We start from the raw sequence: 25,215 nt of genomic DNA, 5'->3' as shown, positions 1-25,215 counted from the left end.
CGCCTCGGATCAGATCGAGTCGAGCATCGAGTCGGCGTTGGACGGCACCTTCACCTTGCTCTTCCTGGCGAAGGTCACGGCCGACTTGGTCGAACCGTACAGGCCCTGGATGAAGCCCGGCGATTCCTTGGCCACCCATGCGCCCGCTGCCAGCTTGCGGCCGACGGTGGCCAGCTGGGTCGCACCCAGGTTCTTCATGCCGGCGGTGAAGTTGCTGGCTTCGCCGCCCAGCTTCTGTGCTTCGGCAGCCGAAGACAGCAGCGAGACCAGGCCTTCGGCGTAGTGCTGCTTGGATTCAGCGTTCAGTTCCGGCTGTGCGGCCTGGCGCTCGTTGATCGCGGCCTGCGCAGCTTCGCTGACCGACACCGACTTCTTCATTGCATCGACGCTGACCGAACCCGACGACAGCGCCTGACGCTCGGCTTCCAGCAGCTGCACCTGCTCGGCCAGGCCGAAGGCGCGGGCGAACGAGGTCTGGGCCTGCAGCGAGTGCGACTGCGAGCTGACGAAACGGCGCACCAGCGCTTCCTGCGCGGCTTCGTCCGGAGCGGCGGCGCTGGAGGCGCTGCTGCTGGAGGTACCGGTGGCGGCACCGGCCAGGTCCTTCAGCTTGCCCAGGCCAGCGTGGGCCGGCATCGACAGGGTGGCGGCAGCGATGGCCACGACAAGAGCGGTATTGCGGATCATGGAAGATTCCTTTGGGAGAGACGGCCGCGATGCGGCACGTGGAAACACGCGGGTAGCGCCGGGCCATGCCCGGCGCGGTATGCCAGGGGTCAGCGGACTGCCTTGACGTTCAGTTCGTTGATCATCTGCTGGGCGGCCTTCTCGGCGGCCAGCTGCAGGGCGTTGGTGCGGGCGACGGTTTCATTCGGGCCGGTGCCGGAGAACTGCACCGGGCCCACCGACGACACGGTGCGCGGGAAGCGACCGGTCACGTCCAGCACCTTGCCGGTAACGGTGACGAACACGCGGGTGTTGCCGCTGGCCGGGTCGCGGTCGCGCATGCCGACGTCGAGGGTACCGACGGCGATGTACGGGATGTTGGCCGCACGGATGCCATTGGCGGTGTCACGCAGGGTGGCGGCAGACAGGTCGTTGCCGGTGCTGAAATCCTTGCGGATGCGCTCGATGCTCAGCAGGCCGCGCGATTCGCCTTCCACGTACTCGGCCTCAACCACTTCGTAGCCGGCGGCGCTGAAGGCACCGGTCATCGCAGTGTTGACCTCGGCCGCGTTGGCCACCTTCCAGCTGATGTTGTCGCTGCGCTGGGTGGTGCTGCCGCCGCTGGTGACCGACACCGAACCGTTCTGGTTGATGCTGCCGTTGGTGCTGACCGAGTTGCCGCGGAAGCTGTCGCCTTCACGGGTGTTCTCGCTGTAGCTGCTGCTGGCGTCGACGCGGCGGTATTCCTTGTCCTGGAACGACTGCACGGTGTCCTGCGAGCGTGCCATGAACAGGAAGGTCAGCAGCGAGCGCTGCGCGGCGGTGGCACCGGCCACGGCCGAACCCGCATCCAGCTTGGTCTGCAGCAGCGTGGTGTTGATCTCGGCGCGGACAGTGACGGTGTAGGTCTTGGCCTTCTTGTCTTCGGTGTCCGACAGCGGCACGGCGCTGAGCACATAGCGGTCGATCTCGCCGATGAACTCGGCGCGGCGGGCTTCGAACAGGCGCAGCTTGGCCGCACCGGTTTCAGCGATGTACGCCTCCAGTGCATTGACCTTGGCCTTGTTCAAGGCCTGGGCGCGGGTGTCGGCACTCAGGCGCAGGCCGTAGCTGGCCGAACCGGTACCACGCGAACTCGCGGTCTGCGCGGCGACCGGCGAGGCCACCACCAGGGCGATGAGGATGAGCAGGATGGTACGCATCAACGACATGACTTGATCAACTCCTGGAGGGCTTGGGTCTGCTGCTGCAACGGGCGGCCGCCCGGCTTCTGTTCGTCCAGCCATGCGCGCGAATCGGCACGCTTGGCGGCGGCGCCGGCGAAGGCATCGAAGCCGGCCAGCAGGGTTTCGTAGCTGGCCGACCACTGGTCGACCTGCCACTGCGTGACCGGAACCACCTTGGTGGCCCCCTTGCGCAGCGGCTGTTCGAAATAGACCTTGCCCGAGAACGGTTCGATCACCTTCGCGGTGAAGAAGGCGCCGAACAGCATCGTCTTCATCGCCGGGGTTTCTTCAATCACGCCGTTCTTCAGCGCATCGACCTGCACGCTGATGACGTAGTCCGGCTCGGGAATCTTCAGCTGGTAGACCTTGCCGTCGGCAAAGCGCGCGGCCATCGCACCGCCGATCGCCTGGCCCGAGGCCGGCGGCAGCAGGCCGACGCCGGTGTTGGACGACAGCGTCTTGGACAGCTCATGGGCCAGCGTTGCACGCAGCGGGCCTTCCCACTTCGGATCCGGCAGCTTGCCGCGTGCCGCATCGGACAGCGTCACGCCACCCACCTGCAGGCGGCGCACCGCCGCGTCGGGCAGGCGGGCCTGGGTGAGGCTGGTGGCAAGGACCTGGGACAGGCTGGTGGCAGCGTTGCCGTACAGCAGATCGGCGACGATCGCGTCGATATCGTCGTTGTCCGGACGGTAATCCTGCACATCGATGCGCTGCAGGGTCAGCGGATAGGACGCGATCACCTGGCGCTCGCGGAAATCGAAGAACAGCGCCTGCAGGGCCACTTCCACCAGTACTTTGTACTGGTTGCCGATCGGCTCGACCGAGACCAGTTCGCGGTCCAGCGCTGCTGCCAGCACAGTCGCGCTGGTGGTGCCGTCGAGCATCGCCACCGGCTGGTCGATCAGTTCCAGGTTCGCCGGCGGCCGGCGCTTGAGCGCCTGCGCCAGGGTCTGGTTCAGCGGGATCAGGCCGCGCTTTTCCAGCACGGCATGCGCATGCGGCGTGGTCGCCTGCACGGCAGCGGCATCAGCGGTATAGGCAAAACCGGCCCAGTAGGCCTGCTGCGATCTGTCTGCAGCCTGCGCAGCCATCGGCCATACGGCCAGGCACAGGGCACAGGCAAGCAGGCGCGCAAAAGCGCGCGATGCGCTCTTCGTCCTTGAATACATCCAACCGCTCCTCGGTCAATACGCACGGAACGTGGACGCTCATGCGCCCACTGGGCGCGAAACATAGCCGCTCACGCGCCTGCCGACAAGTGCTGCGTTCGTCGCAGTCACTCCTGGGGTGGCAGTCCGGCCCGTCGCCGCAGCAGGCCCCGCTCCGCCTGGTTCTGGCTGAGTCTGGCGGCTTCGGCGAAAGCGTGACGTGCGTCGAGGTCACGTCCCAGCGCCTGTAGTACCTCCCCGCAGACTACCTGCAAAGGGGCATAGTCGCGCAGGCGTGCATCAACCAGCAGCGGCTGCAGTTGTGCCCATGCAGCGAACGCGCCCTCGCTGCGCAGCACCGCCACTACCCGGTTCAGTGCGACAACCGGCGAAGGCATCACCCGCAGCAACTGGGTATAGAGCGAAGTGATACGTGGCCAGTCGGTGGCTTCAGCCCGACGCGCAGCCGCATGGCAGGCAGCAATGCGCGCCTGCAGCACATAGGGATCGTTGCCTCCACCGGCCGCCAGCGCGCGGGCCAGCACCTGCTGTCCACGCTCGATCTGCAGCCAATCCCAGCGGGCTCGATTCTGCTGGTCCAGCAGCACCGGCGCGCCCTGCGCGTCGGTCCGTGCCGCAGCGCGCGATGCCTGCAGTTCCATCAGCGCCAGCAGGCCCAGAACCGGCGCGACCGGCAGCCGATGGGCCAGGACGCGTGCCAGCCGCAGTGCCTCCTCGCACAACGCCGGTCGCATCCAGTCATCGCCGGCGCTGGCCGCATAGCCTTCATTGAAGACCAGGTAGATCGCCTCCAGCACTGAAGCCAACCGCTCGGGCATTGCCTCCGCGCGCGGCACTTCATAAGGCACCTGCTTCTGCGCCAGGGTGCGCTTGGCGCGCACGATGCGCTGGGCGATGGTCGGTTCGGGCTGCAGGAAACCACGCGCGATCTCGGTGGTGGTCAGGCCGCCGAGCAGGCGCAGGGTCAGTGCCACCCGCGCATCGGCAGGCAGCACCGGGTGGCAGGCCACGAACATCAGGCGCAGCAGATCGTCACCCAGGTCATCTTCCAGCGCATGGCTGTCATCCGGCGCTGGCAGGGGTGCCGGATGCAGTTCCTCACCCCATTGCGCATGCTGCTGCGCCACGCGCTGGTGCTGGCGCAGCACATCGATGGCGCGGTTGCGCGCAGTGGTCATCAGCCAGGCTCCGGGATTGTCCGGGATGCCCTGCTCCGGCCAGCGCTCCAGCGCGGCCAGCCAGGTGTCCTGGGCCAGCTCCTCGGCACGGCCGACATCGCCCCCGAGCAGCCGCGCCAGGCGCGCGATCAACACCGGCGACTCCATCCGCCAGAGGGTTTCCAGACGCTGCGTCAGTGCGGGATCGAGCATGCGCCGATCACAGCACGCACGCCCGGCCCGCACAAGCGCCACAGCTCACGCTTCGACGATGGGCTTGAAGCCACCCCAGAACATGCGCTTGGTATCGAACGGCATGTCCTTCGGGCCCAGCGACGCCAACCGTGGGTCGGCCATCACTTTCGCGTTGATGCGGTCGCGTGCCGCACGCGAGCGGAACAGCACGAAGGCGACGATCACCGTTTCACCGGGCCTGGCTTTCACCGCGCGCGGGAACGACGTGCTCTTGCCTGGTTCCACGTCGTCGGCCACGCACTCCATGTACTGCAGCGCGCCATGGTCCTTCCAGACCGTGCCGGCCTTGCGGGCAAGGCGGCGGTAGGCCGCCACCTTGTCCTGCGGGCACGGCAGAACGTAAGCATCCACGTAAGCCATGAGGGTTCTCCCTGCGGCGGCCGTCAGCCCGGCTCGCCGTCCATGTGTGCGATTTCCCAGAGATGGCCATCCAGATCCTGGAAGCCGCGCTGGTACATGAAGCCGTAGTCACGAGCCGGCTGCGGTTCGCTGGCACCCGCCGCGAGCGCCTTGTCCACCAACTCGTCAACTGCCTTGCGACTGGGTGCCGAGAGCGCATTGATCACTTCCGTGTGGGTGTGCGCATCGGCAATCGGCTTGTTGGTGAACTGCTGGAAAAAAGGTTGGGTCAGCAGCATCACGTAGATGCTCTCGCTGATGACCATGCCAGCCGCATCGTCATTGGTGTAGGTTGGATTGAAGCTGTATCCCAACGCGGTGAAGAACGCCTTCGACTTCTCCAGGTCCTGCACAGGCAGGTTGACGAAGATCATCTGCGGTTGTGGTGCACTCATCGGTGAAGCTCCTTGTGGATGAAGAGAAGAGGGATCAAGGCTGCTTCATGCAGTTGACCATCCACGGCTTGCCGTAGCGGTCGATCAACATGCCCCAGCGATGCGCCCAGAACGTTTCGGCGATCGGCATCTGCACCTGTCCAGCTTCGGCCAGCGCGGCGAACACGCGCTCGGCTTCCTCGATGCTGTCGACATCGACATTGATGGTGGTCGAGCCACCCTCGCCACCGCCGGGGCCGTCGGCGGCCATCAGGATGGCGTTGCCGATCTCCAGCTGGCTGTGCGCGACGTGGTCGAGGGTTTCCGGCGGCATTTCGTTGCAGCCCGGCGAGCCATCGGAGGGCGGCATGTCGCGGTACTTCATTTCCGACGTCACCTGGCCACCGAGTGCCTTGGCGTAGAACGCCATCGCGTCGTGGGCCTGGCCGCTGAAGCCGAGGAAGGGAATCAGTTTCATGGCATTGCTCCGTTGAGGGTTTCAGGACGGTAGCGCCGGGCAGTGCCCGGCGGAGAAATGGATCGGATCAACCTTCCAGCTGTACACGCAGACGCTGTTCCTGCTGCTGTAAGTCGGGGGTGAAGGCTTCACCGAAGTCTTCGGCGGTGATCAGGGGGCGCAGTTCCAGCGTGCCGCCACTGCCGAACGGCGCGCGGCTGGCCCATTCGACGGCCTCGTCCAGCGAGCGCACGTCCCACAGCCAGAAGCCGGCGATCTGCTCGCTGGCGGGGCCGAACGGACCGGCCTCGACCCTGGGTGCGCCGCTGCCGAAATGAATGCGACGGCCGCGCTGGGTGGCGTGCAGGCCTTCACCGGCCAGCATGATGCCGGCGGCCACGAGTTGTTCGTTGAAGGCGCCCATTTCGGACAGTTCCTGTTCGCTGGGCATGCGGCCGGCTTCGGAGTCGGCGTTGGCCTTCACGATCACCATCACTTTCATTGCAGTCTCCCGTGGGGACGCGTGGTGCGTGCCCTTCACTGGGTACAACGAACCAGGGGGCTGGGAATCGACACGTCTGTTGGAAATTTTTCTTCCGCGGAAAGCGTGCCTTCGGCGGAGGTCGGCGAACGGCGGAGCCCCTCCGTGGTGGGGTTGGGTTGGTCGCTGAAAGCTCGGGTTCATGGGTTTGGCCGGGTGGGTAGGCGGGTCGGGGGACGCCGTAAACCCATCCATGGGGGCTTGGCCGCGGCATCCATGCCGCGGACACCCCCGCCCCGCCTACCCACCCGGCCCTGGACAGTTTCCTGCCTCCGGTACCCACCACGGGAAGATCAAGAGAAAAGGCAAACGCAACAGCAACAGCAAAAGCAACAGCAACGGCGGCTGGCTGGCGGCCTCTGCTTTGCGAGCGAAGCGACCCGCTTTTGCTCTTGTTGTTGATTTCCCGTGGTGGATCGGCCGCCGGAATCTGTCTGGGGCCGGGCGGGTGGGATTGGCGGGGTATCCGCGCCATGGATGGCGCGGCTAAGCCTCCAAGGACGGATTCACGGCGTCCCCGCCAATCCCACCCGCCCGGCCCACCCTCAGGAAACCCGCTTTCAGCGACCAACCCAACCCCACCACGGAGGGGCTCCGCCTTTCGCCGATCCCCGCCGAAAGGCGCCGCCTCCCGCGCTGCAACATGCCCACGCGCAATCCTGCGCCATCATGAGCACCCGTCCCCGCCTGGACCGTGCCATGCAGCAATACCTGCTTCTGATCTATATCGAGCCTGCCCTGCTGCAGGCCCTGCCCATCGAAGAATTCAACGCGCTGATGCGCGACTGCCTCGCCCATGCCGACAAGCTGCAGGCCGAGGGCACACTGCTGGCCGCGCAGAAGCTGCAGCCGGTCGACACCGCGCAGACCCTGCGCGTGCGCGATGGCAACAGCCGTGTACTGGATGGCCCGTTCGCCGAAACCCGCGAACTGCTGGCCGGCTTCAACCTGATCGTCGCCCGCGACCGCGACGAAGCCATGCGCATCGCCCGCGACTTCCCGTGGGCGCGCTTCGGCAGCATCGAGGTGCGGCCGCTGGAAGACATGGACGCCGAGCGCGAACGCTGCGGCGCCCCGGCTGCGGCTATGGCAGCAGCCGTACCCTGATCTCGCGCGGGCCTACGCCTTCGTTGCCGCTGTAATCGCGCACGCTGGCGCGCACGGTGTACTCGCCCGGCGGCAGCGACGCCGGCTGCCAGCGCCCGGTTTCCATCAGGCCATCACGCACGGTGTTGGTGGCCAGGTAGCGGAAACGGGTCATCGCACTGCCATGCACGGTGATGCCGCTGTCCGGTGCGTAGGCCACGCGCACCGCTTCCTTCTGCGGCGGCATGCGGTTGAACACGATGTTCCAGCGCGGCTGTTCATAGCCCTGCAGCGGCTGTCCGCCGGCATCGAGGATCTGGTAGCCCACCTGGTACATGCCCAGACGGCGTCGCGGCAGGTTGTTGTCGACCTGGTCCCACGCCTCCACCACGATCTGCACGCCGCGCCCCTGGCGCGCCACCATCACCACGCCATCGCTGCCGGCGGCCATCGACTGGTCGTTGTCGTCCAGCAGCGCCACATCGGTGATGCGCGGTGCGAAGTGGTCGGCGTAGTTCTGGAAGCCCAGCGCCACGGCATTGGTCTCGAAACCACCGGTACCCACGGCCAGGTGCACGTGCGCCTGGTTGTTGATGCTGCCCAGGCGATCGCCGACGTGGATGCGCATGCCGCGGCGCACGCGCATCCGCTGCAGCTTGCCCTGCTCGTCGTACAGCGCCTGCCAGCGCGCATCGAACGGTTCATTGCGCGGGGTGCGGCCCACCCGCATGTGGATGTACTTGAGGCGGTCCACCGCCAGGCCCTCGGCCTGTTCACCCAGACTCCATGCCGCCATCGGGCTGCTGATCTTGCCTTCGGCAATCGCCAGCACGGTCTGGCCCACATCACCGCGCACGTCGAAGCCGCCATGCAGGTGGTGGCGGCTCTCGCCGGTGAAGTTGCCGCGCACCTCACCCAACGTACCGACCACCTCATGCCAACCGTCCTGCGGTGCCAGCGGCCAGCGGCCGCCCGTCTTCGGCAACGCCGCATCGGCAGCCGGGCCGACCAGTGCCGGTGCCGGCAGTTCGCCCACCGGCAGCGGGCGCAGGCGATGCAGACGGTAGCTGGCGGCGTCGGCCACCAGCACGCTGCCATCGGCGTCCATTGCCAGGCCACTGGGCCGGGCCAGGCGCGGCAGGCGACCATTGCCGACCAGCGCGATCTGGTGGCCCTGCGGCGTCACCTGCACGATGCGGCCATCAAGATCGCCCACGTACAGCACACCGTCGTGCGTGGTGGCCAGCGACAGCGGCCCATTGATCACGCCACCGGCGGAGACCACGGTGCTGACCGTGCCGTCGGCGCCTACGCGGCGTACCGCGTTGTTGAACAGATCGGCCACCAGCAGCGCGCCCTGCGCATCGAAGGCCAACGCCACCGGCGTATCGAAACGCGCAGCGGCGCCCACGCCATCGGCAAAGCCCGGCCGATCACCACCAGCCAGGGTGCGCACGTTGCCATCGGTACCGATCACCCGGATGCGGTCATTGAAGGTATCGGCCACGTAGACCTGGCCCTGCGCATCCACTGCGATGCCCATCGGCGCATCGAAGCGTGCCTGCGCGGCCGGGCCATCGGCGTGGCCCTGTTCGCCACCGGCCAGCGTGCTCACCTGGCCATCGATGCCGATGCGGCGGATCGCATGGTTGCCGGTGTCGGCCACGTACAGGTTGCCCTGCGCGTCGGCGGCGATGCCCGAGGGCGTATTGAAACTGGCCTGCAGTGCCGGGCCATCAACGCGCCCCTCGCCCTGCCCGGCCACCGTTTCAACGCGGCCATCGGGCAAGCGGCGGCGGATCCGGTTGTTGTCACCGGCATCGGTGAAATAGACGCTGCCATCGGCGCCGCGCAGCAACGCGTACGGATCCGCAAAACGTGCCTGTGCGGACGCGCCATCGCGGTCACCCGGGTGGCCATCGCCGGCCAGTGGTTCGATCTGCGCGGTCCACGCCAACGGCGTTGGAGCCGGACCCGCCGGTTCAGCCAGCGTATGCAGCGGTGTCTCCCACCAGGTTGCGGCCAATGCCACTACCGTCGCCAACGCTACGCCTGCCGCCATCCATTGCCACCGTGCCATCGTGCTGCGCTGCCTGCCTGCTGTCTGAAGAGGCACCGACAATAGACGCTGACCGCACGATCCGCCATGGCCAATCGTGCGGTCAAACGCCAGAGTTCCATCCATCGCGCTTGTTCTCGCTGGCTCCAGCAGGTTCAATGCGGTTCCCACGGATGGAGATCCTCCATGCCCCGCATCCTCCCCCTCGCCGCCCTGCTGATTGCCGCATTGGCCAGCACATCCGCCTCCGCCTCGATCACGGTGGCGCCGCAGAAGCCGTCGGTCACCAGCGACGCAGTACACATGGCCTATGCCACGCGATGGGATGAGGCGATCCAGCAGTCGCGCAGTGGCAACACACTGGGCGCGCTGATCGCGATGGAGCGGCTGATGGAAGACCCGCTGCTGGACGACTTCGATGCCGAGCACCGCGGCCGTGCCGCGCAGGTGGCCGGCTGGACCGCACTGATGCAGAAGAAGCCGGCCCAGGCCCGCCGCTACCTGCAGCGGGCGCAGGAGGCACTGCCGGAGGATGCGCAGGTCCTGCTCACCCTGATGTCGGTTGAACTGTCCGAGGACCAGCCTGCAGCGGCCACCCGCCATCTGGTGCAGGCACTGAAACATGCCGAAGCGCCGCTGCCGCTCGAACACCAGACGATCGGCTACCTGCAGTACCGCCTGCGCGATCAGCCGCGGCAGCGCATGGACCTGCTGCAGGCGCTGTTCGACAACGGCTGGAAGAGCGGTGGCCTGGAACCGACCGGACTGTGGCTGACGCTGGCCACGCTGCAGGCCGAGAACGGCCTCGGCGACGCGATTCCGGCCACGCTGGCCCGCATCGACAGCCCAACCGAGATCATCCAGCTGCGCAGCGACAAGCGCTTCGACCGCTATGTCGACCGCGCCGATCCGCGCTTCGACCCGGTACAGGTCGCGCAGAAGCACCTGGACGACCTGCGGGTGTCCGGCCTGCTTGATCGCAAGCTGGACGCGCGCATGGCCCAGTTCAGCGTCACGCTGCTGATGCTGGACCGCAATGAGGAAGTGCTGGCACTGACCGACGGCATGGCCCGGGCGGCTGCCGAAGGCGAATCGCCGTCGGCGGAGGAAGCCGAATGGGTGGCGTGGCTGCTCAACAGCCGGTTCACCGCATTGCGCCGGCTGGGCCGCACCGACGATGCCCTGGCGGCGGCGCAACAGGCGGCCCGCATCGGAGCACTCGGCCCGGACGACATCGAGCACCGGTTGAATGTCGGCTTCGTGTTCACCTCGCTCGGCCGCATGCAGGATGCAGCGCAGGCCGTGAAAGATCTCCCCGACCTCGGTGGCTACGGCAAAGCCGCACAAGCCCTGGTGCAGTTCGCTGCCGCCCGCGAACGCGGCGATGCCCAGGCAATGGAAGCCGCACGCTCGGTGATCCTTGCCCAGCGCGACGACGCGCGCCTGTTCCATCGCGAGATGCTGCTGGACGAAGGCAACCTGGACGGCGCAGCCGCAGTGCTGATCGAACAGCTGCGCTCCCCCACCGACCGTGGCGAGACGCTGGCCAGCCTGCAGGACATGCGCACCTATCCGTCATTGCCGGGCGACGTGAAGATCGATGCAGCCTGGCGTGCGCTGAAGCAACGTGCCGACGTGCAGGCCGAGGTTGCCCGCCTGGGCCGCGTCGAGCGCTACGAACTGGTCAGCACCTCGACCTCGCGCTGAGCAGACGCCTTGTAGAGCCGAGCATGGGCTCGGCGCTACACGACACATCCAGCACCGCCAGCCTAGCGTGCAGGCACCTCGGTGCGGATGCCCATCGCTTCGCGGTAACGCGCGTACAGCGCCATCACCTTGTCCACATAGGCCAGGGTTTCGGCATACGGCGGCACCCCCTTGTAGCGGGTGACCGCACCGATACCGGCGTTGTAGGCCGCTGCGGCCAGCGGCCGATCGCCGTTGTAGCGGCGCAGCAGCGCGCGCATGTAGCGCGCGCCACCCTCGATCGACTGCTGCGGCGAGAACGGATCGCGCACGCCGAATTCCTGCGCGGTCTCTGGCATCAGCTGCATCACGCCCTGCGCACCTTTGCTCGAGACCGCCAGCGCATCGAAATTGCTCTCGGCATGGGCGATCGCACGCAGCCAGGCGTCGTCGACGCCGGTGGCCTTGGCGGCGGCCTTGAACTGCCTGGCATGCTGGGCCAGCTGCGGCTTGCCGACCTTGCCAAGGCCCTCGTGGGCGGGCTCACCCGGCGGCGTGGCCACGGTGAACTTCAGGAACACCCGCGAACCGGGCAGGTTGCGGGTGGAATAGACCAGCACGCCATCCTGCTCGCGCTCGTACAGCACACCACTGAACACACCCATGTTGCCCCACAGGTTCGGGGCCTGGATGGCGTTGTCGTCGATTTCCTTCGGGGTGCAACGTGAACCGGGTTCCGGGGCGGTGGCCAGGCTCACGGTGTTGCCCTGCACGCAACGGTAGACGGTGCGCGCGGCGGCCAGCCCCGGCCACAGGCTGGACAGCAGCGACAGCGCGAGCAGGAGGGAGCGACGGGACATGGCGGCCGGATGATCCGGCCGCGCCCGCTAACGCCGGGTGAATGGGGGCCGGCAGGGCTGCGCCCTGCACCCGTGGTAGTGCCGGCCGCTGGCCGGCAACCTCAACAGCAACAGCAACGGCAACGGCCGATTTCCTGTGGCTGACAGTAGATCCACGCCATGCGTGGATGTAACTCTCTGGAGACGATGGGCCAATCGATGGAACGGAGACGTTGGATCACTTCGCGGTCCTCCGGCGCACCCAATACCCCACACCCAGCAGCACGAACCACGCCGGGCTGGCGATCAGCGCCTGGCGGGTGTCGCCCTGCAGGCTCAGCAGCACCAGCACGCCGGCGAAGAACACCAGGCAGGCCCAGCACATGGCAACGCCGCCGGGCATCTTGAAGATCGAGGCAGCGTGGCGCTCCGGGTAGCGGCGGCGGTAGACCATGTAGGCCACCAGGATCAGCGACCAGACGAAGATGAAGAGCACGGTGGCCAGCGTGGTCACCAGGGTGAAGGCGGTCACCAGGTTCGGGATCAGGTAGATCAGCAGGGTGCCACCCAGCAGGCACAGGCAGGAGAACAGCAGGCCGCGGGCCGGCACCGCCGCGCGCGACAGGCGCGACAGCCCGCGCGGCGCGTGGCCTTCCTCGGCCAGGCCGTAGAGCATGCGGCTGGTGGAGAAGATGCCGCTGTTGGCAGACGAGGTGGCCGAGGTCAGCACCACGAAGTTGATCAGGCTGGCGGCAGCGGGAATGCCGGCCAGCACGAACAGCTGCACGAACGGGCTCTTGTCCGGCACCACCTGGCGCCACGGCGTGACTGCCATGATCGCGATCAGCGCCAGCACGTAGAAGATGATGATGCGCACCGGGATCGAATTGATCGCCTTGGGCAGGTTGCGCTCCGGATCGGCGGTTTCGGCGGCGGTGGTACCCACCAGCTCGATGCCGACGAAGGCGAACACCGCAATCTGGAAGCCGGCGAAGAAGCCCACCAGGCCCATCGGGAACATGCCACCGTCATTCCACAGGTTCGACAGCGCCGCGGTGTGGCCACTGGGCGAGGTGAAGCCCCACGCCACCAGCCCGGCACCGGTGATGATCAGCGCGCAGATCGCAACGATCTTGATCAGCGCGAACCAGAATTCCATTTCGCCGAACAGCTTCACCGTCACCAGGTTCAACGACAGCAGAAGCATCACGCACGCCAGCGCCGGTTTCCAGGCTTCAAGCCCGGGGAACCAGAACTGCGCATAGGCGGCAATCGCGATCACATCGGCGATGGCGGTGACGATCCAGCAGAACCAGTAGGTCCACCCACAGAAAAAGCCGGCCCAGGGACCGAGCAGGTCGGTGGAGAAATCGATGAAGGATTTGTAGTTCAGGTTGGACAGCAGCAGCTCGCCCATCGCGCGCATCACGAAGAACAGCATCGCGCCGATGATCAGGTACACGAAGACGATGGATGGGCCTGCCAGGCTGATGGTCTTGCCCGACCCCATGAACAGGCCGGTGCCGATGGCACCACCGATGGCGATCAGTTGCAGGTGGCGGTTGGACAGGCTGCGGCGCAGGTGCTCGGGGGGCGTTGCGGGCTCGGTCATGGGCGCGGGCAAAAGGGCGGGCGAAGCGTTCGACGGTAGTCCTCCACAGGCCGGAGCGCCAGCGCTGGATGGGCCGATCCCGTCAAACTTGGCCGCTTTCATCACAATGTGACGAAATGCCGGGTCGCGCCCATTCCGCCCGGCCCGGCGCCATGCTCAGATAGCCGCACCTGCCCAAGGATCGGCCCAGTCCATGCACCCTGCCCTGCCCGCCCTGCTGGAGCCCCGGCCATGAGCCGGCTGCGCGTGATCATTGGCGCCACCGCACTGGCGCTGCTGGCTGCGGCTGTGCCGATCGCGGTGATGGCCTATGCCACCTGGGACCGTGCGGTCAGCGTCGAGCAGCAGCGCCTGCGCGACATCGCCGGCCGCACCCTGCGCCGTTCCGACCAGTCCTACATGGAAGCGCTGGCCGCGTTGAAGTCCGCCGAGGCCGGCGCCTACGATCCGTGCGGGCCGGACCACATCCGGCGCATGCAGACTCTGGTGATGACCACGTCGTCGGTCGACCAGATGGGCTATTTCGAGGGCGGCAAGCTGCGGTGCACGTCGTGGGGGCCGTTCCCATCCGACGTGAACCAGCCCAAGGCCGACCATGTCACCAGTGACGGTGCGGGGATTGCGGTGGATATCCGGCCCGAAGCCAGTGGCCGGAGGCAGATGCTGGCCATCCTGTACGGCAACTACGATGTACTGGTCGATCCACGCCGCTTCGTCGACGTCATCGTCGATCCACACGTGCGCCTGGCCCTGGCCAGCCCCGACGGCCGCCTGCTGGCCAGGCAGGAGGGCATGGAACCGGCGCTGCTGGAAGCGCTGCTGCGAACACCGGGCGAAGGCCTGGACCAGAACACGCTGTACGCGACCGCACGCAACGAGGAATGGCTGGCGATCGCCACCACACCGCGCGCCGCACTGGCTGCCACGTTCCGGCAGCAGGCGTGGTTGTTCGTGCCACTGGGCGTCCTGCTGGCCGCTGCCGGTGCCGGCCTGGTGATCTGGCTATCGCGGCGCCGCCTGTCGCTGCGCGGCGAACTGGCCACCGCCATCCGCCGCCGCGAGCTGTACCTGCACTACCAGCCGATCATCGAACTGGATACCGGCATCTGCGTCGGCGCCGAGGCGTTGATCCGCTGGCAGCGCCCGGATGGCACCCAGGTGCGCCCGGACCTGTTCATTCCGTTGGCCGAGGAAGCCGGAATGATCGCCGACGTCACCGACCTGGTGATCGAGAACGTGGTGCGCGACATGCGCGAGCTGCTGGTGGCCGATCGCAGCGCGCACATCGCGATCAATCTCGCTGCCGAGGACATCAGCAGCGGTCGTGCATTGAAGATGATCTCCAGGCACATGGCCGGCAGCGGCATCCTGCCGCAACAGATCTGGATGGAGGCCACCGAGCGCGGCTTCCTCGATCTGGACCGCGCCCGCACGATGCTGGCGCAGGCACGCCGCGCCGGCCACAGCGTGGCCATCGATGATTTCGGCGTGGGCTTCTCCAGCCTGCAGTACCTGGAGCAGCTGCCGCTGGATGCGTTGAAGATCGACAAGTCGTTCATCGATGCGATCGGCACCGAGAGCGCCACCAGCCCGGTGACCCCGCACATCATCGACATGGCCAAGGAACTGGGGCTATGGGTGGTGGCCGAGGGCGTGGAGACCGAAGCCCAGCTGGCCTACCTGCACAGCCGCAAGGTGGAATTCGGACAGGGCTGGCTTTTCTCGCGGCCGTTGCCACGCGATGAATTCGTGGCGTTCCATCACAAACGGCAGCAGCGCTATGGCGCAGCGCGGGAGGACATGCAGAACCCGCGCAGCGTGCCGATCGAGCGTGAGCCAGTGGAATAGGACGGCGAACGGCGGAGCCCCTCGTGGTGGGTCGCGTACAGCTATCCCGGAGTTGGCCGGGGCGGTCGGGTTCGCGGGGGACGCCGTAAACCCATCCATGGGGGCTTGGCCGCGGCATCCATGCCGCGGACACCCCCGCGAACCCGACCGCCCCGGCCTCTGACAGGGTCCGGCGGCGTCCCGCCACGGAATCAACGGAAGAAGGCAAAAGCAAAGGCAAACGCGGGTCGCTGCGCCCGGTAGATCCACGCCATGCGTGGATGGCGTGGACCACGGTAGTGCCGGCCGCTGGCCGGCACTACCGTAACGTCTGGTCTGCGCCTACGCCCACGCCTTCGGCCGTGCCAGCAACCATGCAGCAGTCACCGCCAGCAGCAGCAACGGCAACCATCCCAACTGGGTGGGCCCACTGGTCTGCAGCAGCACACCACCCGCCACACCTCCCGCCGCAATGGCCAGGTTCCAGCCGGTCACCAGCATCGACTGCGCCAGATCCGCTGCGGCCCCGGCTCGGCGTGCGAGTGCGGTCTGGAACAGGGTCGGCACCGCGCCGAAGGCCACGCCCCACAGGACCGTCGCCAGCAGCAGTGCGGTCGCGTTGCCCGGCCACATCAGCAGCGCCAGCACCGGCAGGATGAAACCGATCACCGCTGCCCACACCAGCGTGTGCAGGTGGCGATCAACGCCCCAGCCGGCAATACCGATACCCGCGATCGCCGCCAGGCCGAAGGCCAGCAGCAGGCGATCCAGCCACGGGCCCGCCCCCGCCTCCACTGCAAGCGGTTCGATGTAGGTGTAGAGCACATTGTGCGCGAGCACGTACAGCACCATCACCAGCAGTGCGCTGCGCACGCCGGGCGTGCGCCACACCGTGCCCAGCGAGGTGCGCTGGCCGGCACCGGCGGCGGGCAAGGCCGGCAGTGCCCAACGCGCATACGTCAGCAGCCCCACGCCCAGCACGCTCATCACTGCGAACGCCCAGCGCCAGCCGATCTGCTGGCCCAGCAACGTGCCGGCCGGTACGCCCAGCGACAGCGCCAACGGCGATCCGACCATCGCCACCGCAATCGCCCGGCCCTGCAGCGAGGGCACCACCATGCGCGCCGCGTAGCCAGCCACCAGTGACCACAGCAGCCCGCCGCTCACGCCCGCCAGGAAACGTGCGGCGAGGATCAGTGGATAGCTGCCGCTCAACGCGGTCAATGTATTGACCACCACGAAGCCGGCGATGGCTGCCAGCAGCAGAGGGCGTCGTGGCAGGCGCTGGGTCAGCGCGGTCATCGGCAACGCGGCCATCACCGAGCCCAACGCATACACGCTCACCAACTGCCCCACCGCCGCATCACTCACACCCAGGCTGTCGCCCATGGGCCGCAATACACCGGCCGGCAAGGTCTCGGTCAGCAGGGTGATGAAGCCACCACCGGCCAGTGCCAGCAGGCCGGCCCATGGCAGACGCGTGGCTTCACCGGCCGGGCTGGCCGCATCGATGGCATGGCCGCTCATCGTGCAGTCCCCAGATCGGCATACACCGCATCGCGCAGTTGATCGACAAAGGCACCGTCCATGCCTTCGTACAGCGTGTTGGTCAGCGCCACCACGCTCAGGCCGCGCGCAGGGTCGACAAACCAGCTATGGCCGTAGGCACCGCCCCAGCGCCATGTACCTGTGTTCTGCGGCGTGCCGCTGGCGGCCGCATCGCGCAGCACCGCAAAGCCAAGACCGAAGCCCCAGCCAGCCGGCTCCGGTGGTCCCTGCTCGCCGACCTGCGGGGTGGCCATCTCTGCCACGAGGTGGGGCGGCAACAGGCCGGCGTGCTGCCCGTCGCGCAACGCCTCCAGCACCAGCACCACTTCATCGGCGGTACCCACCAGGCCCGCGCCGGCCGAAGGGAACCGGCTGCCATCGGTTGCGCGGGCAAGGCTGTACTCGATGCCCACCGTGCCCTCGAACGGGGCGACCACCTCGCCTTCGCGCAGGCGGTGTGGCTGCGGTGTGTCGGTGACATAGGGCGTGGCCAACCGTGACGCATCGTGGGTAGCGAAGGCGGTATCGCGCAGGCCCAGGGGCGCAGCCAGCAAGCGTGCGAACAATGCCTGCAACGTTTCCCCGGTCGCCGCTTCGGCCACGGCACCGGCCACGTCCACGCCCAGCGAATACATCCACTGGCTGCCCGGTGCGAACAGCAGTGGCGCCTGCGCGATGCGGCGCACGTTCTCGGCCAGGTTCAACGGCCTGGCGTCCATGCCATCGCTGACACCGGCCCGCGCGTAGGGGCCGTCCGCATCGGCTTCGAGGAAGCGATAGCCCAACCCGCTGCTGTGGCTGAGCAGCTGGCGCAGGCTGATGGGCGGCGTGCTGCCATCGGCCATCGCCGGGCGGAAGTCCGGCAGCCAGCGCTGTACCGGCGTATCGAGGTCGAGCACGCCCTGGGCCACCAGGCGCAGGATCACCGTGGTCAGCAGCGGCTTGCTCACCGAGGCCAGCCGGAACAGCTGGTCGCGTTGCATCGGCGTGGCCGACCCGCGATCCGCCAGGCCCGTGGCGCTGGCATGGCGCAGCACGCCGTGCTCGCGCACCAGCACCACCGCACCGACCAGACGCTGCGGGTGGACCTGCTGCAGCAGCCGCTGCACCGACGGCAGTGTCGGCTCAGGTTCGAAGGAAGGAGTGGCATTCATCGCGGTGATCCGTGGGGGAGAAGCCGCCACGTTAGGCAGCGGGCGTCCGCGCAAAAAGCCGGTTGCCGCTCCGGGCATCATGGACCCCGTAGTCCGCAATCGGCATGATGACCGGACCTTCAAGGCCGCAACGGTCCCCGCTCCGCCCGCACCACAGTGTTGCGATGGCGGAGCCACCCGCAGCGGTCGCGCCGACCTACCCTGCCGCTTTCACCACCCGCACGCCCATGTCAGTCCTGGACAACCTCGCCAACCTGCAGACCTTCGTGCATGCCGCCGACACCCGCAGCTTTGTCGAGACCGGGCGCCTGCAGGGCATTTCCGCCTCGGCAGCGGGCAAGTGTGTAGCGCGGCTGGAGCACGCACTGGGCGTGCGCCTGTTCCATCGCAGCACGCGCAGCATCACCCTCACCGCCGAGGGCCAGCTGTTCCTGGCGCGCTGCCGCCGCATCCTCGACGAGCGCGACGCCGCCCGCACCGAACTGGCGCAGCCACATGCCTCACCCAAGGGCACGCTGCGCATCAGCCTGCCCCTGGTCGGCGACCTCACCCTGCCGTTGATGGCCGAATTCATGGCGGCGTATCCAGACATCCGCCTCGACCTGGATTTCAGCGACCGCCTGGTCGATGTCATCGAGGAAGGTTTCGATGCGGTGCTGCGCGTCGGTGAGCCCAGCGACTCGCGCATGAACGCACGGCGGCTGGGCGTGTTCCCGCGCCGCATCGTCGCCTCGCCCGCCTACCTGCAGCGCCGCGGCATTCCGCGCACGCCAGCGGAGCTGTTGCAGCACACGCTGTTGCACTACCGCTTCCCCAGCACCGGCAAGCTGGAACTGTGGCCGATCCACTGGCCCGACCATGAAACACCGCAGGAGCTTCCGGTGCACATGGTGGCCAACACCATCGAAGCGCGGGTGGCACTGGCGCTGCGCGATATCGGCCTGGCCTTCGTGCCGGTGCACTCGGTGCGCGATGCACTGGCTGACGGCCGGCTGGTGACCGTGCTCGACGATCACGTGCACTCCTGCGGCATCTTCCACCTGCTGTGGCCCTCGGGCCGCCACGTGCTTCCGAAGCTGCGGGTATTCATCGACTTCGTCAGCGAACGCCTGGAAACCGTACCGTAGGCCAACCACTCCGCGCCATGCCCGCCCCACAGTAGATCCACGCCATGCGTGGATGCCCGTGTAGAGTCGAGCCACGCTCGAGTCACCCGTTGCCAACCCGACCATTCAGCCAACCCCGCTATACTGGCCGCTCATTCCTCCCAGAGGCTCGCGACCAATGCGCCATTGATGCCGCCGTCTTCCCGATAGACGGCCTGACTCTTCCCGCCCCTGCGCGTAGGGGAGAACCCGGCATCCATGGAGGTCGCATGACCACACATTCCCTCACGCTCGATCGCGTGACGTATCGGCTGGCCGACGGCCGCCCGCTGTTTTCCGATCTGTCGTTTTCCTTCGATCCGGTCGCCACCGGCCTGGTCGGTGCCAACGGCGCCGGCAAAAGCGTGCTGGCACGCCTGTTGGCCGGCCGCCTGCCACCCGACAGCGGCCAGGTACGCGGCAGCCGCCGCGTATTCCTGTTGCCCACGCCCGGCTATCCACCTGCCGGCACGGTCGGTGAACTGGCCGGCGTCGGCGCGGAACTGGCCGCGCTGCAACGCATCGAAGCCGGCAGTGTGGACGAGGCCGACTTTGTCTGCGTCGGCGACCATTGGGATCTGCGTGATCGCCTGCAACAGCAATGGCAGGCATTGCGCCTGCCCGATGATCTCGATCCCGCCCAGCCTGCCGCGCGTCTCAGCGGTGGCCAGGCGATGCAGGTGGCGCTGTCCGGCGCCTGGGCCAGCGGCGCTGATTGGCTGATCCTGGACGAACCCAGCAACCATCTCGACGTGCGGCATCGACAGCAGCTGTACGAACAGCTGCAGCAGTGGCGTGGCGGCCTGCTGGCGATCAGCCATGATCGCGGGCTGCTTGGGCACATGCAGCAGATCGTCGAACTGGACGCGCGCGGACTGCATCGCTATGGCGGGCCATGGCAACACTACGCCGACGCGCGCGCGGCCGAGCGTGAAGCCGCCGTTGCCCAGCTCGACCACGCCCGCACCCAGCACCGGCAGCAGCAGCGCAGCGCGCGTGAACAGCACGAACGGCAGCAGCAACGCCAGTCGCGCGGCAACCGCGATGCGAAGCAGGCCAACCAGGCGCCGATCCTGCTGGGCCGGCAGAAGCAGCGCGCCGAGGCCAGCCATGGTCGATCGCAGCAGGTCCAGGCCGAGCGCCTGCAGGTCAGCGCCGACCAGCTGCGCGCTGCGGCATCAGCGGTTCACGCTGCGCCGGAACTGGCGCTGTTTGCCGTCGAAGGCGAACGCGGCAGCGCGCGCCTGCTGCAGGCAGAGTCGCTGGTGCTGCCGCACGGCTGCGCCGCCCCCTTGCAGCTGGAGATCCGCCGGGGGCAGCGCATCGCTGTGGTCGGTGACAATGGTGCTGGAAAATCTACCTTGCTGCGTGTGCTGGCAGGGCAGCTGCCTGCACGCAGTGGCACTGTGCAACGGCATGCGCCATTGGCACTGCTTGACCAGCAACTACTGGGATTGTCCGGCGGGCGCAGCATCCTGGAGACCGTGCAGGCGGCAAACCCGGGTGCCGATGCGGGCGATCTGCGCACGCGGCTTGCGCTGCTCGGGCTGGACGCACAGCGCATCCAGCGGGCAGCCCACAGCCTCAGCGATGGCGAACGCGTAAAGGGTGCGCTGGCCAGCGTCCTGTATGCCGATCCCGCACCCCAGCTGTTGCTGCTGGACGAGCCGGGCAATGCGCTGGATCTGAGCGCGTTGCAGGCATTGGAGGAACTGCTTGCGGCGTGGCCGGGTGCACTGATGATGGTCAGCCACGACCGGCACCTGCTGCAGGCGTTGCAACCGACCCACGTGCTGCAGGTGAGCACCGGGGGCTGGCAGTGGCGTGACGCCTTGTAGATCCACGCCATGCGTGGATCGATGCAGGGCAGGTGTGCCGGCCGCTGGCCGGCACACCTCGAACCCTCAGCGCCCGCTCAGCGCTTCCACACCGGGAACGCCTGCGGCAACTGCTGCCACAGCAATGGCCCCGCACGCAGCTCCTGGTCGTTGAGCAGGCAGGCATCCAGCTCCGCACGCACGGCGCGCTCATCCATGTGCACGCCAATCACCACCAGCTCCTGGCGCCGATCGCCCCACAACGGGTGCCACAGCCGCTGCATCGCCGTGTGTGCGGCCGAGTCCGGAAATTCCTCAAGCCCCGGCAACGGCGCGCTCCAGCAGTCGGCCTGCTGCCGGGCCCAGCCCAGGTCGCTGTAGGGCAGCGGCGTGGGCGGCAGCAGCGGTGTGGTGTCCTCGATGCCCGCACGCACACGATCGCGCGCGGCGTACCAGAAGCCTGCCGCCTGCGTGCGCGTCGCTGCGCCCACCGTGTTCAGCTCACCCACCCAGTCCATGCGGTTGGCCAGCCAGAACCAGCCCTTGCTGCGGATCACGCCTGGCATGCCCGACTGCAGCGCGCGCGCGAATCGCGCGGGATGGAACGGACGTCGCGAGCGGTAGACGAAGCTACCGATGCCGTACTCCTCGGTCTCCGGTGTGTGCTCGCCGCGCAGTTCCTTCACCCACCCCGGCGCACGTTGCGCACGCTCCATGTCGAAGCGACCGGTATCCAGCAGCTCGGCCAGCGGCACATCACCGAAGCTGGACAGCAGCAGCTTCGCGTCGCGGTTCAACCCGCGCAGCACGGCCAGCGTGTCCTGCAACACTTCGTCGTCCACCTGGTCCACCTTGCTGACCACGATCACGTCGGCGAACTCGACCTGCTCGCACAGCAGGTCGACCACACCGCGATCGTCCTCCGGGCCAGCCTGCTGGCCGCGCTCGGCCAGGCGCAGCGTCGAACCGAAATCGGCAAGGAAGGCGCTGCCATCGACCACGGTCACCATCGTGTCCAAGCGCGCGATGTCACTCAGGCTGAAGCCCTGCTCGTCGCGCACCGCGAACGTGGCCGCCACCGGCATCGGTTCGCCGATGCCTGTCGATTCGATCAGCAGGTAGTCATAGCGACCCGCATCGGCCAGGCGCCGCACTTCCTGCAGCAGGTCATCGCGCAGCGTGCAGCAGATGCAGCCGTTGCTGAACTCCACCAGCGTCTCTTCGGTGCGGCGCAGTTCGGCGCCGCCTTCACGCACCAGCTGTGCGTCGATGTTGACCTCGCTCATGTCGTTGACGATGACCGCCACGCGCAGGCCCTCGCGGTTACGCAGGATCTGGTTGAGCAGGGTGGTCTTGCCGGCCCCGAGGAAGCCGGACAGCACGGTGACCGGAAGGCGACGGTCGGCGCGGGAAACAGTGTTCATGTCGGAGCGGGTTGGCTGCGGAACAGAAATGTTACTGTATAACACTTGTTGTGCAAGGAACCTCCCCCGATGAAGTCGCCTTCTGCCGCCCTGCTTGATGCCGGCGCAGTCGCCCTGTCCAGCCTGTGCCTGCTGCACTGCCTGGCGCTGCCACTGCTGGCCGCTGCGCTCCCCCTGTTCGGCACCTGGGCCGAAGCGGAATGGGTCCACCTGCTGTTCGTGGCCATCGCCCTGCCGCTGACCGGCTATGCGCTGTGGCGGGCCGAGCGCCGTCATCCGCTGCCCGTGCTGGCCTGGGCCACCGCTGGCGCCGGACTCGGGCTGCTGCTGGCCGGCGCGCTGGCGCTACCTTCGCATGACTGGGAAACGCCGATGACCGTCACCGGCAGCCTGCTGCTGGCGGCGACGCATATCTGGAATGCGCGGCACCGGCACGGGTAGTGCCGGCCGCTGGCCGGCAACTGCAGGTTGATTGCGGAATTCATGGGGTTGCCGGCCAGCGGCCGGCACTACCCTTGCTATTTGCCGTAGCGGCGCAGCAGCTCGACCAGCACCGCGGCCTCGTCCGCCCGCTGCTGCGGGTCATCGGCACCCACCACGTGCTCCTGCAGGTGCTCGTGCAGCAGCTCCATCAGCAGGCTGTGTGCGGCACCGCGCACCGCCGCGACCTGCACCAGCACGTCCGCGCAGTCGCCCGCTTCGCCCTCGGGCTTGTCCAGCGCCTGTTCCAACGCCGCCACCTGGCCGCCGATACGGCGTACCCGGGTCAGCAGCTGCTTTCGATTCTTGTGTACATGGGCCATGGCGGGATCGTATACCCTACGGGGGTATCTTTCCATCCCATGGTCTGCCCATGCATCTGGACGCCCTCGCCGCCGCCCGCCGCCACGAACACCGCTTCGACGACGGCAACCCGCTTGCCGAACGCAATACCCGCCGCGCGCTGTGGCTCACCGTCGGCATGATGCTGGTGGAGATCGTCGGCGGCTGGTGGTTCAACTCCATGGCCGTGCTCGCCGACGGTTGGCACATGAGTTCGCACGCGCTGGCGCTGGGCCTGGCGGTGTTCGCCTACCGCTGCGCGCGCCGCTACGCGCACGACCCGCGCTTCGCCTTCGGCACCTGGAAGATCGAGATCCTGGCCGGCTACACCAGCGCCATCGCCCTGCTCGGCGTCGCCGCGCTGATGGCCGTGCAGTCACTGCAACGGCTGTGGGTACCGGCGCCGATCCACTACAACGAAGCCATCGCCATCGCTGCGGTCGGCCTGGGCGTGAACCTGCTCTGCGCATGGTGGCTGCACGACAGCCCGGGCCACGCGCATCACCACCACGGGCATGACCATGGCCATCATCACGGGCATGACCACGAACACCACGATCACGGCCATGCGCACGGTCACGACCTCAATCTGCGCTCGGCCTACGTGCACGTGCTGGCCGACGCCGCCACCTCGGTGCTGGCCATCGTCGCCCTGCTCGGCGGCAAGCTGCTGGGCCTGACCTGGCTGGACCCGGTGATGGGCCTGGTCGGCGCCGTGCTGGTGACGGTGTGGGCGGTGGGCCTGCTGCGCGACAGTGGCCGCATCCTGCTCGACGCGCAGATGGACGCACCGGTGGTGGCCGAAGTTCGCGAAGTGATCGAACAGGGCCCCTGGCCGGCGCGCCTGGCCGACCTGCACGTCTGGCAGGTCGGTCGCGGCAAGTACGCGGTCAGCGCCAGCGTGGTTACCAGCGACGCCCGCCTGGATGCGGATACCGTGCGCAAGGCGCTGGCGATCCATGAGGAGCTGGTACATGTCACCGTGGAAATCCACCGCAGCGCGTGATCCACGCCGGGTAGTGCCGGCCGCTGGCCGGCAACCTCATGGGCTCCGGAAACAATCCAGCGGTGCCGGCCAGCGGCCGGCACTACCGCTAGAGCTTCAGCATCATCCGCAGCAGGTACATCAGCAGCGGCAGCGCGCTGATCACTGCGCCAGCAATGCCGATCCCCGGCCAACGCTCACCCCGCACGCGCGAGGCCACCGCCAGGCCGCCGCCAACCAGTGCCGCACCCAGCACGCCCACGCCCAGCCCTGCGGCCATGCCATTGCCGCCTGCGGCCACCGCGGCCTGCGCCGCCAATGTGCCAGCCCCCCAACCCACAGCGATCCCCAGCCAACTGGCCACGCCGCACCACGGTGCCTTGCCCTGCGCCATCCGAAAACCCCTTTGTTCTTGCCGAATTTCTGTACGGGCTGTGCCCGCATGCTGCCTACACTAGCCGCACCTGCCCCTGTAGGGACATCCCATGCGCACGCTCCGCCTGCTGCTGCCCGGTGCCCTCCTGCTGCTCACCGCCTGTGGGGGTGACGCCGGGCTCCCGTTCTCCGCCGATCCGCTGCAGGGCTGTTTCGCCACCAGCGCGCGCAAGCCGGCCGACTTCCGCATCGACAAGGAAGGTGGCCAGTACTTCGTTTCCTTCAGTCGCGGCGACCAGTGGCAGCGCGAACCCAATGCCCTGCACAAGGCCTCCCGCAGCGAGATCAGCCGCTATTTCCGCGATGACGCCGAGCAGATCGACAGCGCGCTGGTCCGCATGGCCGGTGGCTTCGGCATCTTCCACTTCAACAGGGGCGCATCGCTGAAGGGCAAGGCCAGCGACAGTGACTACATGGCGTTGATGCTGATCGGGGCCGGGCCGGTGTATGCGGTGAAGTGCCCGTAAGACGACATGATTCTGATGGCGGCTCAGGGCACTATGGGCGCATCCTGTCTTCTTTGAGGAGC

The 25,215-nt window shown here is 67.7% G+C and carries 24 protein-coding genes; 8 read left to right on the top strand and 16 right to left on the bottom strand.

All coding sequences use genetic code 11. The annotated features are described in order from the left end of the window. Nucleotides 1-9 precede the first annotated feature (9 nt). The 8 genes from ACZK4H_RS02140 to ACZK4H_RS02105 form a co-directional block, all read right to left on the bottom strand. Nucleotides 10-687, bottom strand: a complete 678-nt coding sequence (locus ACZK4H_RS02140) for a hypothetical protein (protein WP_099552550.1) — start codon at nt 685-687, stop codon at nt 10-12. An 89-nt stretch (nt 688-776) separates the two neighbouring features. Next, nucleotides 777-1,877, bottom strand: a complete 1,101-nt coding sequence (locus tag ACZK4H_RS02135) for a hypothetical protein (RefSeq protein WP_005407892.1) — start codon at nt 1,875-1,877, stop codon at nt 777-779. Next, entirely contained in the window at nt 1,868-3,064 is a 1,197-nt protein-coding gene (locus tag ACZK4H_RS02130) for a hypothetical protein (protein WP_099552549.1), read from the bottom strand. The genes ACZK4H_RS02135 and ACZK4H_RS02130 overlap by 10 nt, the downstream gene beginning before the upstream one ends. A 107-nt stretch (nt 3,065-3,171) precedes the next feature. After that, nucleotides 3,172-4,434 carry an RNA polymerase sigma factor gene (locus ACZK4H_RS02125; RefSeq protein ID WP_099552548.1) on the bottom strand — a complete coding sequence of 421 codons (1,263 nt, stop codon included), beginning with the start codon at nt 4,432-4,434 and terminating at the stop codon, nt 3,172-3,174. A 45-nt stretch (nt 4,435-4,479) separates the two neighbouring features. Next, nucleotides 4,480-4,836, bottom strand: coding sequence for a DUF1428 domain-containing protein (locus ACZK4H_RS02120; RefSeq protein ID WP_099552547.1), 357 nt, complete (start codon nt 4,834-4,836; stop codon nt 4,480-4,482). Nucleotides 4,837-4,859: 23 nt separating this feature from the next. Beyond that, nucleotides 4,860-5,270: a VOC family protein gene (locus ACZK4H_RS02115; protein WP_005415091.1), complete on the bottom strand. Its 411-nt coding sequence runs from the start codon at nt 5,268-5,270 to the stop codon at nt 4,860-4,862. Nucleotides 5,271-5,304: 34 nt separating this feature from the next. Continuing rightward, nucleotides 5,305-5,727, bottom strand: coding sequence for a VOC family protein (locus ACZK4H_RS02110; RefSeq protein ID WP_099552546.1), 423 nt, complete (start codon nt 5,725-5,727; stop codon nt 5,305-5,307). A gap of 67 nt (nt 5,728-5,794) precedes the next feature. Continuing rightward, complete coding sequence (locus ACZK4H_RS02105) at nt 5,795-6,208, bottom strand: YciI family protein (protein ID WP_099552545.1); 414 nt, start codon at nt 6,206-6,208, stop codon at nt 5,795-5,797. Between the two features lie 738 nt (nt 6,209-6,946). Between ACZK4H_RS02105 and ACZK4H_RS02100 the strand changes: the two genes are divergently transcribed. Further along, a complete protein-coding gene (locus tag ACZK4H_RS02100) occupies nt 6,947-7,354 on the top strand; it encodes a YciI family protein (RefSeq protein WP_012479004.1) in 408 nt (135 codons plus the stop codon). Here ACZK4H_RS02100 and ACZK4H_RS02095 read toward each other — a convergent pair. Beyond that, on the bottom strand, nt 7,332-9,413 hold the full coding sequence (locus tag ACZK4H_RS02095) for an NHL repeat-containing protein (RefSeq protein ID WP_099552544.1): 2,082 nt from the start codon (nt 9,411-9,413) through the stop codon (nt 7,332-7,334). The genes ACZK4H_RS02100 and ACZK4H_RS02095 overlap by 23 nt on opposite strands. Before the next feature lie 165 nt (nt 9,414-9,578). On the opposite strand from ACZK4H_RS02095, the gene ACZK4H_RS02090 reads away from it, so the two are divergent. Then, the gene (locus ACZK4H_RS02090; RefSeq protein ID WP_099552543.1) at nt 9,579-11,099 is read left to right on the top strand and encodes a tetratricopeptide repeat protein; all 1,521 of its coding nucleotides are present in this window, start codon (nt 9,579-9,581) and stop codon (nt 11,097-11,099) included. 62 nt (nt 11,100-11,161) lie between these two features. Here the strand turns inward: ACZK4H_RS02090 and ACZK4H_RS02085 are convergent, their stop codons facing one another. Continuing rightward, nucleotides 11,162-11,938 (bottom strand): lytic transglycosylase domain-containing protein, encoded by a 777-nt coding sequence (locus tag ACZK4H_RS02085; RefSeq protein WP_099552542.1) that lies wholly within the window; start codon nt 11,936-11,938, stop codon nt 11,162-11,164. A 217-nt stretch (nt 11,939-12,155) separates the two neighbouring features. Next, the gene (gene cycA / locus ACZK4H_RS02080; protein ID WP_099552541.1) at nt 12,156-13,529 is read right to left on the bottom strand and encodes a D-serine/D-alanine/glycine transporter; all 1,374 of its coding nucleotides are present in this window, start codon (nt 13,527-13,529) and stop codon (nt 12,156-12,158) included. A gap of 231 nt (nt 13,530-13,760) precedes the next feature. Here cycA and ACZK4H_RS02075 point away from each other — a divergent pair, with 231 nt between their 5' ends. Further along, nucleotides 13,761-15,377, top strand: coding sequence for an EAL domain-containing protein (locus tag ACZK4H_RS02075; protein ID WP_099552540.1), 1,617 nt, complete (start codon nt 13,761-13,763; stop codon nt 15,375-15,377). A 321-nt stretch (nt 15,378-15,698) separates the two neighbouring features. Here ACZK4H_RS02075 and ACZK4H_RS02070 read toward each other — a convergent pair whose 3' ends face one another. Both ACZK4H_RS02070 and ACZK4H_RS02065 read right to left on the bottom strand, forming a co-directional pair. Then, nucleotides 15,699-16,883: an MFS transporter gene (locus ACZK4H_RS02070; protein ID WP_099552539.1), complete on the bottom strand. Its 1,185-nt coding sequence runs from the start codon at nt 16,881-16,883 to the stop codon at nt 15,699-15,701. Beyond that, nucleotides 16,880-18,058 (bottom strand): serine hydrolase domain-containing protein, encoded by a 1,179-nt coding sequence (locus tag ACZK4H_RS02065; protein WP_099552538.1) that lies wholly within the window; start codon nt 18,056-18,058, stop codon nt 16,880-16,882. Before ACZK4H_RS02065 ends, ACZK4H_RS02070 begins: the two co-directional genes overlap by 4 nt. A 227-nt stretch (nt 18,059-18,285) precedes the next feature. On the opposite strand from ACZK4H_RS02065, the gene ACZK4H_RS02060 reads away from it, so the two are divergent. Continuing rightward, a complete protein-coding gene (locus ACZK4H_RS02060) occupies nt 18,286-19,185 on the top strand; it encodes a LysR family transcriptional regulator (RefSeq protein WP_099552599.1) in 900 nt (299 codons plus the stop codon). A gap of 248 nt (nt 19,186-19,433) precedes the next feature. Then, nucleotides 19,434-21,041: an ATP-binding cassette domain-containing protein gene (locus ACZK4H_RS02055; RefSeq protein WP_099552537.1), complete on the top strand. Its 1,608-nt coding sequence runs from the start codon at nt 19,434-19,436 to the stop codon at nt 21,039-21,041. A gap of 77 nt (nt 21,042-21,118) precedes the next feature. Here ACZK4H_RS02055 and ACZK4H_RS02050 read toward each other — a convergent pair whose 3' ends face one another. Beyond that, nucleotides 21,119-22,444 carry a GTP-binding protein gene (locus ACZK4H_RS02050; protein ID WP_099552536.1) on the bottom strand — a complete coding sequence of 442 codons (1,326 nt, stop codon included), beginning with the start codon at nt 22,442-22,444 and terminating at the stop codon, nt 21,119-21,121. Between the two features lie 69 nt (nt 22,445-22,513). Here ACZK4H_RS02050 and ACZK4H_RS02045 point away from each other — a divergent pair, with 69 nt between their 5' ends. Next, nucleotides 22,514-22,885, top strand: a complete 372-nt coding sequence (locus tag ACZK4H_RS02045; protein WP_014645760.1) for a MerC domain-containing protein — start codon at nt 22,514-22,516, stop codon at nt 22,883-22,885. A 77-nt stretch (nt 22,886-22,962) separates the two neighbouring features. Here the strand turns inward: ACZK4H_RS02045 and ACZK4H_RS02040 are convergent, their stop codons facing one another. Beyond that, complete coding sequence (locus ACZK4H_RS02040; protein ID WP_099485296.1) at nt 22,963-23,247, bottom strand: metal-sensing transcriptional repressor; 285 nt, start codon at nt 23,245-23,247, stop codon at nt 22,963-22,965. Nucleotides 23,248-23,297: 50 nt separating this feature from the next. Between ACZK4H_RS02040 and dmeF the strand changes: the two genes are divergently transcribed. Next, a complete protein-coding gene (gene dmeF / locus ACZK4H_RS02035) occupies nt 23,298-24,272 on the top strand; it encodes a CDF family Co(II)/Ni(II) efflux transporter DmeF (protein WP_099604036.1) in 975 nt (324 codons plus the stop codon). A gap of 88 nt (nt 24,273-24,360) precedes the next feature. On the opposite strand, the gene ACZK4H_RS02030 is transcribed toward dmeF, so the two are convergent. Further along, nucleotides 24,361-24,645, bottom strand: a complete 285-nt coding sequence (locus ACZK4H_RS02030; RefSeq protein WP_099552533.1) for a hypothetical protein — start codon at nt 24,643-24,645, stop codon at nt 24,361-24,363. Nucleotides 24,646-24,736: 91 nt separating this feature from the next. Here ACZK4H_RS02030 and ACZK4H_RS02025 point away from each other — a divergent pair, with 91 nt between their 5' ends. Next, nucleotides 24,737-25,153, top strand: coding sequence for a hypothetical protein (locus ACZK4H_RS02025; protein ID WP_099552532.1), 417 nt, complete (start codon nt 24,737-24,739; stop codon nt 25,151-25,153). Nucleotides 25,154-25,215: the final 62 nt, after the last annotated feature.

Source organism: Stenotrophomonas sp. 78350_Sma (genome assembly GCF_056482105.1).
Note: the sequence above shows the minus strand (reverse complement) of the source record. Positions and strands in the feature narration are given on the sequence as shown.

What these genes read in the sequence shown, in the direction of transcription:
- ACZK4H_RS02140 (WP_099552550.1), bottom strand. Translation starts at nt 687, where the DNA reads ATGATCCGCAATACCGCTCTTGTCGTGGCCATCGCTGCCGCCACCCTG.
- ACZK4H_RS02135 (WP_005407892.1), bottom strand. Translation starts at nt 1,877, where the DNA reads ATGTCGTTGATGCGTACCATCCTGCTCATCCTCATCGCCCTGGTGGTG.
- ACZK4H_RS02130 (WP_099552549.1), bottom strand. Translation starts at nt 3,064, where the DNA reads ATGTATTCAAGGACGAAGAGCGCATCGCGCGCTTTTGCGCGCCTGCTT.
- ACZK4H_RS02125 (WP_099552548.1), bottom strand. Translation starts at nt 4,434, where the DNA reads ATGCTCGATCCCGCACTGACGCAGCGTCTGGAAACCCTCTGGCGGATG.
- ACZK4H_RS02120 (WP_099552547.1), bottom strand. Translation starts at nt 4,836, where the DNA reads ATGGCTTACGTGGATGCTTACGTTCTGCCGTGCCCGCAGGACAAGGTG.
- ACZK4H_RS02115 (WP_005415091.1), bottom strand. Translation starts at nt 5,270, where the DNA reads ATGAGTGCACCACAACCGCAGATGATCTTCGTCAACCTGCCTGTGCAG.
- ACZK4H_RS02110 (WP_099552546.1), bottom strand. Translation starts at nt 5,727, where the DNA reads ATGAAACTGATTCCCTTCCTCGGCTTCAGCGGCCAGGCCCACGACGCG.
- ACZK4H_RS02105 (WP_099552545.1), bottom strand. Translation starts at nt 6,208, where the DNA reads ATGAAAGTGATGGTGATCGTGAAGGCCAACGCCGACTCCGAAGCCGGC.
- ACZK4H_RS02100 (WP_012479004.1), top strand. Translation starts at nt 6,947, where the DNA reads ATGCAGCAATACCTGCTTCTGATCTATATCGAGCCTGCCCTGCTGCAG.
- ACZK4H_RS02095 (WP_099552544.1), bottom strand. Translation starts at nt 9,413, where the DNA reads ATGGCACGGTGGCAATGGATGGCGGCAGGCGTAGCGTTGGCGACGGTA.
- ACZK4H_RS02090 (WP_099552543.1), top strand. Translation starts at nt 9,579, where the DNA reads ATGCCCCGCATCCTCCCCCTCGCCGCCCTGCTGATTGCCGCATTGGCC.
- ACZK4H_RS02085 (WP_099552542.1), bottom strand. Translation starts at nt 11,938, where the DNA reads ATGTCCCGTCGCTCCCTCCTGCTCGCGCTGTCGCTGCTGTCCAGCCTG.
- cycA (WP_099552541.1), bottom strand. Translation starts at nt 13,529, where the DNA reads ATGACCGAGCCCGCAACGCCCCCCGAGCACCTGCGCCGCAGCCTGTCC.
- ACZK4H_RS02075 (WP_099552540.1), top strand. Translation starts at nt 13,761, where the DNA reads ATGAGCCGGCTGCGCGTGATCATTGGCGCCACCGCACTGGCGCTGCTG.
- ACZK4H_RS02070 (WP_099552539.1), bottom strand. Translation starts at nt 16,883, where the DNA reads ATGAGCGGCCATGCCATCGATGCGGCCAGCCCGGCCGGTGAAGCCACG.
- ACZK4H_RS02065 (WP_099552538.1), bottom strand. Translation starts at nt 18,058, where the DNA reads ATGAATGCCACTCCTTCCTTCGAACCTGAGCCGACACTGCCGTCGGTG.
- ACZK4H_RS02060 (WP_099552599.1), top strand. Translation starts at nt 18,286, where the DNA reads ATGTCAGTCCTGGACAACCTCGCCAACCTGCAGACCTTCGTGCATGCC.
- ACZK4H_RS02055 (WP_099552537.1), top strand. Translation starts at nt 19,434, where the DNA reads ATGACCACACATTCCCTCACGCTCGATCGCGTGACGTATCGGCTGGCC.
- ACZK4H_RS02050 (WP_099552536.1), bottom strand. Translation starts at nt 22,444, where the DNA reads ATGAACACTGTTTCCCGCGCCGACCGTCGCCTTCCGGTCACCGTGCTG.
- ACZK4H_RS02045 (WP_014645760.1), top strand. Translation starts at nt 22,514, where the DNA reads ATGAAGTCGCCTTCTGCCGCCCTGCTTGATGCCGGCGCAGTCGCCCTG.
- ACZK4H_RS02040 (WP_099485296.1), bottom strand. Translation starts at nt 23,247, where the DNA reads ATGGCCCATGTACACAAGAATCGAAAGCAGCTGCTGACCCGGGTACGC.
- dmeF (WP_099604036.1), top strand. Translation starts at nt 23,298, where the DNA reads ATGCATCTGGACGCCCTCGCCGCCGCCCGCCGCCACGAACACCGCTTC.
- ACZK4H_RS02030 (WP_099552533.1), bottom strand. Translation starts at nt 24,645, where the DNA reads ATGGCGCAGGGCAAGGCACCGTGGTGCGGCGTGGCCAGTTGGCTGGGG.
- ACZK4H_RS02025 (WP_099552532.1), top strand. Translation starts at nt 24,737, where the DNA reads ATGCGCACGCTCCGCCTGCTGCTGCCCGGTGCCCTCCTGCTGCTCACC.